Below are 7084 nucleotides of genomic sequence, written 5' to 3' on the forward strand. Positions count from 1 at the left end.
GAGTGGAGCCCGCGGAACGACCAGGGAGTGCAGGGGTGGAGCCCGCGGAACGACCGGAAACAGAGTTCTGGGGCGAGATGCGGGCGATGACGCAGGCCCGGATCGGACTGGGGCGCATCGGTGATTCGTTGCCGACCACGCGGGTGCTCGAGTTTCGCTCTGCTCATGCCGCCGCGCGCGATGCGGTGCACATGCCGCTCGAGGTCGAGGAGTTCGTGGGCCGGGTCGAGCAGGTCGGTCTCGGTGCACCGTCGGTGGTGACGTCGTTGGCGACCAGTCGTGCGGAGTATCTGCGACGGCCCGATCTGGGTCGGCAGCCGAAGGATCTGTCGGCGGTGCCGCATTCCGAGGACGAGATCGGCATAGTGTTGGGCGACGGCTTGTCCCCGCGTGCGCTCGCCGATCACGGTGTGGCGATGCTGGAAGCGTTGAAAGCAGAGCTCTCCGATCGTTATTCGATCGCGGCTCCGGTGATCGCGACCGAGGCGCGGGTGGCGCTCGGTGATCACATCGCCGCGGCGATGGGTGTTCGGACGGTGCTGGTTCTGATCGGGGAGCGTCCGGGGTTGTCGGTTGCGGACAGTCTCGGCATCTACCTGACGCATCTGCCGAAACCCGGGTGCACCGACGCCGATCGCAACTGCATCTCCAACATCCATCCGCCGGAGGGACAGGGGTACGCACAGTCGGCACGAATCGTGGCCGGCCTGTTGGCCGGTGCCAGGAGACTCGGGCGGTCGGGTGTGGCGTTGAAGGACACCTCGCGAGCCGATGTGCTCGAAGCGGCCGAGGCCCTCACACTCGAGTGATGTCCCCCTATTCGGGGGTGGCTGTACGTGACCGGGCTCACTACCGTGGGGTCCATGGACAGTTATTCTTCCGGCGCGTCGGATACCGCAGTTCTGGACGACACGATCGGTGCCGATTTGGATCGCACCGCGGCGCTGTACTCGGATCGTGACGCGTTGATCGATGTTGCGTCCGGGCGGCGGTGGACCTACTCGGAGTTCGTCGCCGACGTCGACCTGTTGGCGGCCGGCTTGCTCGTGGCCGGAGTCGAGGTAGGGGACCGTGTCGGAATCTGGGCTCCCAACTGCCCGGAATGGGTTCTGGCGCAATACGCGACGGCCAAGATCGGTGCCGTGTTGGTCAACATCAATCCCGCCTATCGCTCACACGAGTTGCAGTTCGTGCTGAAGCAGGCCGGGGTGTCGGTGTTGTTGTCGGCCACGGAGTTCAAGGGATCGAACTACGTGGCGATGATCGACGACGTGCGCCCCGAGGTGGAATCGCTGCGTGAGGTGCTGTTCATCGGGAGCATCCAGTGGGAGGCGATGACCGATCGCGGGCATCGAGCGTTGGCGAAGACTCCGCGGATGATCACCGATGTGTCCGAGCGACTTGGTCCCGACGATGCGATCAACATCCAGTACACCTCGGGGACAACGGGATTCCCCAAGGGTGCGACTCTCAGCCATCGCAACATCCTCAACAACGGCTTCTTCGTCGGCGAGCTCTGCCACTACACCGCAGAGGACCGCGTCTGCATTCCGGTGCCGTTCTACCACTGCTTCGGCATGGTGATGGGCAATCTCGCGTGCACCTCGCACGGCGCAGCGATGGTGATTCCCGGTCCCTCGTTCGATCCGGTGGCGACGTTGACGGCCGTCGCCGCCGAGAAGTGCACGTCGCTCTACGGAGTCCCGACGATGTTCATCGCCGAACTGGCACTGGAGAACTTCGACGAATTCGACCTCGGCAGTCTGCGTACCGGCATCATGGCCGGATCGCCCTGTCCCACCGAAGTGATGAAGCAGGTCATCGACCGAATGGGGATGGCCGAGGTGTCGATCTGTTACGGCATGACCGAGACGTCTCCGGTGTCGCTGCAGACTCGAAGCGAGGACTCCATCGAGCAGAGGGTGTCGACCGTCGGACGCGTCGGTCCGCACCTCGAGGTCAAGATCGTCGACCCCGTCCTCGGCGAGACGCTGCCCCGAGGCGAGGCCGGCGAGCTGTGCACTCGCGGCTATTCGGTGATGCTCGGTTACTGGCAGCAGCCCGACAAGACCGCGGAGGCGATCGACGGCGAGGGGTGGATGCATACCGGCGACATCGGGGTGATGGACGAAGACGGCTACGTGGCGATCACCGGGCGGATCAAGGACATGGTGATCCGCGGCGGCGAGAACATCTATCCCCGCGAAGTGGAGGAGTTCCTCTACACCCACCCCGACATCCTCGACGCCCAGGTGATCGGTGTGCCCGACCCGAAGTACGGCGAAGAGCTCATGGTGTGGATCAAGATGAAAGACGGTGCAGCGCCTCTCGATTCGACTGCGGTGCGCGCCTTCTGCGACGGACGGCTGGCGCACTACAAGATCCCGCGATACGTGCACGTGGTCGACGAGTTCCCGATGACGGTCACCGGCAAGGTGCGCAAGGTGGAAATGCGCGAACGGTCGCTCGGATTGATCTGAATATCGCCCTCGGGCTGCCATACTCGCTGCCATGACCAGTGCGCTGTGGACACCGACGGATTCCGACGTCGCCGAGGCTCGGGTGACCGAGTTCGCGCGATTCGTCGAGAAACGCCACGATGTGCTGCTACCGGACTACTCGTCTCTGTGGCGATGGTCGACGAACGAGTTGGAACTGTTCTGGCGAGCGGTGTGGGATTTCTTCGAGGTTCGCTCCTCCAGTGTGCCGACGACGGTGCTCGCAGAGCACGGTATGCCGGGAGCACACTGGTTTCCGGGTACGGAACTGAACTACGTGGACCAGGTCGTTCGGCACGCTCGATCGGGCCGCGCCGCGATCGTCCACGCCCGCGAAGACGGTTCGACGCGGACCGTGACGTGGGAGGAGATGATCGATCAGGCCGGGGCGCTGGCAGGCATGCTGGCCGACGCGGGAGTCCGACGCGGCGACCGCGTCGTCGGATACCTGCCCAACGTCCCCGAGGCGGTGATCGCCTTCCTGGCGACCGCGAGCCTGGGGGCGGTCTGGTCCGCGTGCGGGCAGGACTATTCGGCCTCGGCGGCACTCGACCGTCTGGGCCAGCTCGAACCAACGGCACTGATCACTGCCGACGGGTACGTGTACGGAGGGAAGTTCCGAGACAAGGCCGCCGACGTCGACGCGCTCACGTCGGGGCTGCCGACACTGCAGGTCGTGGTGACGGTCGGCGAAGCGTCGGGAAACGCAGTGAGCTGGTCTGCCGCAACGGAGCACAGTCGTGAACTGACCCCGGCGTCGGTGCCTTTCGACCACCCGCTGTGGGTCGTGTTCTCCTCGGGCACCACGGGTCTGCCGAAGGGAATCGTGCACGGTCACGGCGGTGTGGTGCTCGAGCACCTCAAATCCGTTGCCCTACAGTCCGATCTGGGCCCCGAAGACGTGTTCTTCTGGTACACCAGCCCCAGCTGGATGATGTGGAACTTCCAGATCGCCGGCCTGCTGACCGGTGCCACCATCGTGTGCGCCGACGGCAACCCGGCGTTTCCGGCACCGGATACACTGTGGGACATCGCCGCTCGGTTGGGTGTGACGTACCTCGGTACCAGCCCCGGGTACGTGCTCTCGTGCATCAAGGCCGACACGCATCCCGGCACCGACCACGATCTGTCGGCGCTGCGGGCCGTCGGCATCACTGGGTCCGCGATGCCTGCATCGTCGTCGATCTGGTTGTCGGAGAACATCGGAGCGCACCTGCCGGTCTTCTCCATCTCCGGCGGGACCGACGTGGTGTCGGCGTTCGCCGGGGGAGTGCGGACCGCCCCGGTCTGGGCAGGGGAGCTGTCGGTGCCCTTTCTCGGGGTCGCGCTCGACGCCTACGACGAGGACGGCGAACCCGTCCGCGGTACCGTCGGCGAACTGGTCGTCACCGAACCGATGCCGTCGATGCCGCTGTATTTCTGGAACGACGCCGACGGATCTCGATACCGGGACGCCTATTTCGACACCTATCCGGGAATCTGGCGGCACGGTGACTGGATCACGATGACCGACCGCGGCAGCGTCGTCGTGCACGGAAGATCGGATTCGACGCTCAACCGCAACGGAATTCGCATGGGCAGCGCCGACATCTACCAGGCCGTCGAATCTCTGGACGAGGTGACCGAGGCGCTCGTCCTCGGCATCGAGCTACCCGACGGTGGATACTGGATGCCCCTGTTCGTGGTGGTCCCGGACGGTGTGACCGACGAACTGCGGGAGCGCATCGCATCCGTCATCAGAACACAGGCATCGCCGCGACACGTTCCCGACGACATCATCGCCGCACCCGCGGTACCCCACACCCGGACCGGGAAGAAGCTCGAGGTGCCACTGAAACGCCTCTTCCAAGGTGCCACTGCTGCAGGCACTCTCGATGCGAGTGCCGTCGACGATCCGGCCGCGTTGGCGTGGTTCCTGGATCGGGCGACCGAGTTTCAGCGCGTCCAGCGGGCCAGGTAGGCCTTTTCCTCCGGCGCGATGCGGCGCAAGGTCTCGGCACCGACGTCGACCATCGCCATCCGGGTCGTCGCCACCACGGCGGGCGGTGAATCGGGTGTTGCGCCCGCGGCACGGACCTCGTACCCGATGGTGAAATCGACTGCGCGCACCTTCTCGAACCACAGCGTGACGTCCAGCGGACCGTCCGAGTGCCGAAGCGGCTTCTTGTACGCGATGGTGACATCGGCGATCAACGCACTCTTGATCAGAGACTCGTTGGCCTCGCCCTCGCTGAGCAGCCATTCGATGCGCGCTTCTTCGAGCAGGGTGACCATCCGGGCATGGTTGATGTGTGCGAAGGCGTCCATATCGGACCAGCGCACCGTCACGCTCGCGTGATATCCGACGGGCTCGGTCGACTCTGTCCGCATCGCAACAGGCTCTGGCTTCATCGCTAGAGGATGGCATGCGCGCCCGTGCGGAGGACGCTCTAGAGTCCCAGGAGTGATTATCGCCAACGTCGCACTGGATGGTTCCGGGCTGCTCGTCGACATCGAACTCGCGGGCTCGGTCATCGCGTCGATCACCCCCGCGGGCACCCGACGAGCATCGAGCGACGAGGTACTCGACGGTGGTGGCGGGGTGGCGCTGCCCGGGTTCGTGGACTCGCACGTGCACCTGACACAGTGGGCGGCGGCGCGGCGACGAATCGACGTCGGGCCCGCGGCGTCGGCGGCCGATGCCGTCGCACTGGTGTATCCCTATGCTCGGACAGCAGGCGAATCGGTGGTGCGCGCCAACGGCTTCCGTGACGCGCACTGGCCGGAGGAGCCGCACAAGGACCTGCTCGAGAATGCGCTGCCCGGTGCCCGCGTGGCGATGACGAGCATGGATCTGCACACATTGTGGCTGAGCCCGGCGCTGCTCGACGATCTGGGTATCGATCACCCCACCGGTGTGCTCCGCGATGTCGACGGCCTCGAAGCGGTCATGGCGCTCGAGGAGCAGGACGACCCGGCCGAACTCGATCGGGCCGTGCTCGACGCGACCGCAGCACTGGCGGTCCGCGGTGTCACCGGCGTCGTGGATTTCGAGTTCGCGGACAACAAGACGGTCTGGGATCGACGGTTGACGGCCGGCTCGCCTGCCGTCCGCATCGACACGACGGTGTGGCCCCAATGGCTCGACGAGGCACTCGATCGCGGTGAGCGGACCGGAGATGTCTCGGCCCACTCGGACCTGATCAGACGCGGCCCGCTCAAGGTGATGCTCGACGGTTCGCTCAACACCCGAACCGCGTGTTGCCACGATCGATACCCTGGGATCGACGGGGACGACGCGTACGGGCTGTTGCTCGAGACCCCGGGCAGTCTCTTCGATCTCGTCGCGCGGGCGTCACGCGGCGGCATCGCGGCGGCCGTCCACGCAATCGGTGATCGCGCCAACACCGTCGCGCTCGATGCGTTCGAGCGCGCCGGCTGCGGTGGTCGAATCGAACATGCGCAGCAGATCCTGCCGGAGGACATCACGCGGTTCGCCGCCTTGGGTGTCGCTGCATCGGTGCAGCCGCAGCACGCGATGTCCGATCGCGACATCGCCGAGGATCTGTGGGCAGGACGGCGTTCGGTGGCCTACGGCTACGGAACGCTGCACCGCAGCGGTGCGAGGCTGCTCTTCGGTTCCGACGCGCCGGTCAGTCCGCCGGAGCCGTTGGCGGGAGTCGCGGCTGCGGTGTTCCGTACCGACGACGAGCGACCTCCGTGGCACCTCGACGAAGCAGTACCCCTCGAGGTTGCTCTGCGCGCGGCGTGCGGTGGCCGTGGACGACTCGCAGTGGGGGATGCGGCGGACATCGCCGTGCTCGTCGAGCATCCCGTGCACCGCTCGGTGCACGATCTCGCCGAGACGGAGATCAGAGCCACGATCTGCGCCGGTGCGCTCACTCACGCAGCGGCGGTGTAAGTGAGCCCGGGCGAAGCCGCGGATCGATTCTGTCGGACCACCCGCGTAGCGTGACTGCGATGACGTCGATCACCGATCCGCGCGTACGCGAGTTTCTGTCCGCGGGTACCCGCACCGGAAAGCTCGGGTACCTCGCCTCCGACGGGAGGCCACTGGTGGCACCCATCTGGTTCGTCGTCGAGGGCGACGCGATCGTGTTCAACACCGGGGGAGACACGGCCAAGGGAAAATCGATCCGCCGTGATCCCCGCGTCGTCCTCACCGTCGATCTCGAGGAGCCGCCGTACGGATTCGTTCAGGTGCAGGGCATTGCGTCGGTCGACGAGGACCCGGCCGAGTTGGTCCGCACAGCGACCGAGATCGGGGCCAGGTACATGGGCCGCGAGCGAGCCGAGGAGTTCGGCATCCGCAACGGCGTACCGGGCGAATTGATCGTTCGGATCACGCCGACCAAGGTAATCGCCGCTTTCGACATGACGGGATGACGACCGACGGGATCCGCGCTGTCGGGCCTGTAGATTGACCGGGTGCCGAATGGAGTCGGAGTGTGTCGGGCGACTCCGAATCGGGTACCGACTTGTAACGACCCGGTGCATACACACGGATATGTACTGAAAGGTAACTTCGACTTGTTTCCGGTGAGAAAATAAAGAACGACGTAGGCAATTTGCTCGATGTGTTCGGT

General features: G+C 65.5%; 6 protein-coding genes. 5 read left to right on the top strand and 1 reads right to left on the bottom strand.

The window, feature by feature from the left end:
- The first annotated feature begins 35 nt into the window (after positions 1–35).
- From eutC to CH273_RS23385, 3 genes are read left to right on the top strand one after another with little or no spacing between them, the layout of a single operon-like run.
- A complete protein-coding gene (gene eutC / locus CH273_RS23375) occupies positions 36–809 on the top strand; it encodes an ethanolamine ammonia-lyase subunit EutC (RefSeq protein WP_032397555.1) in 774 nt (257 codons plus the stop codon).
- A 54-nt stretch (positions 810–863) separates the two neighbouring features.
- On the top strand, positions 864–2480 hold the full coding sequence (locus CH273_RS23380; protein ID WP_179273178.1) for an AMP-binding protein: 1617 nt from the start codon (positions 864–866) through the stop codon (positions 2478–2480).
- Positions 2481–2511: 31 nt separating this feature from the next.
- Entirely contained in the window at positions 2512–4458 is a 1947-nt protein-coding gene (locus tag CH273_RS23385; RefSeq protein ID WP_032397553.1) for an acetoacetate--CoA ligase, read from the top strand.
- Here the strand turns inward: CH273_RS23385 and CH273_RS23390 are convergent.
- The gene (locus CH273_RS23390; protein ID WP_032397552.1) at positions 4434–4868 is read right to left on the bottom strand and encodes an acyl-CoA thioesterase; all 435 of its coding nucleotides are present in this window, start codon (positions 4866–4868) and stop codon (positions 4434–4436) included. The genes CH273_RS23385 and CH273_RS23390 overlap by 25 nt on opposite strands.
- 73 nt (positions 4869–4941) lie before the next feature.
- Here CH273_RS23390 and CH273_RS23395 point away from each other — a divergent pair, with 73 nt between their 5' ends.
- The gene (locus CH273_RS23395; protein ID WP_032397551.1) at positions 4942–6399 is read left to right on the top strand and encodes an amidohydrolase; all 1458 of its coding nucleotides are present in this window, start codon (positions 4942–4944) and stop codon (positions 6397–6399) included.
- A gap of 59 nt (positions 6400–6458) precedes the next feature.
- Positions 6459–6884, top strand: coding sequence for a PPOX class F420-dependent oxidoreductase (locus CH273_RS23400; protein WP_032397550.1), 426 nt, complete (start codon positions 6459–6461; stop codon positions 6882–6884).
- The last annotated feature ends 200 nt before the right edge of the window (positions 6885–7084 follow it).

The organism is Rhodococcus sp. 05-339-2, assembly GCF_002258965.1.
Taxonomy (GTDB): domain Bacteria; phylum Actinomycetota; class Actinomycetes; order Mycobacteriales; family Mycobacteriaceae; genus Rhodococcoides.

What these genes read in the sequence shown, in the direction of transcription:
- CH273_RS23385 (WP_032397553.1), top strand. Translation starts at nt 2,512, where the DNA reads ATGACCAGTGCGCTGTGGACACCGACGGATTCCGACGTCGCCGAGGCT.
- CH273_RS23400 (WP_032397550.1), top strand. Translation starts at nt 6,459, where the DNA reads ATGACGTCGATCACCGATCCGCGCGTACGCGAGTTTCTGTCCGCGGGT.
- CH273_RS23380 (WP_179273178.1), top strand. Translation starts at nt 864, where the DNA reads ATGGACAGTTATTCTTCCGGCGCGTCGGATACCGCAGTTCTGGACGAC.
- CH273_RS23390 (WP_032397552.1), bottom strand. Translation starts at nt 4,868, where the DNA reads ATGCGGACAGAGTCGACCGAGCCCGTCGGATATCACGCGAGCGTGACG.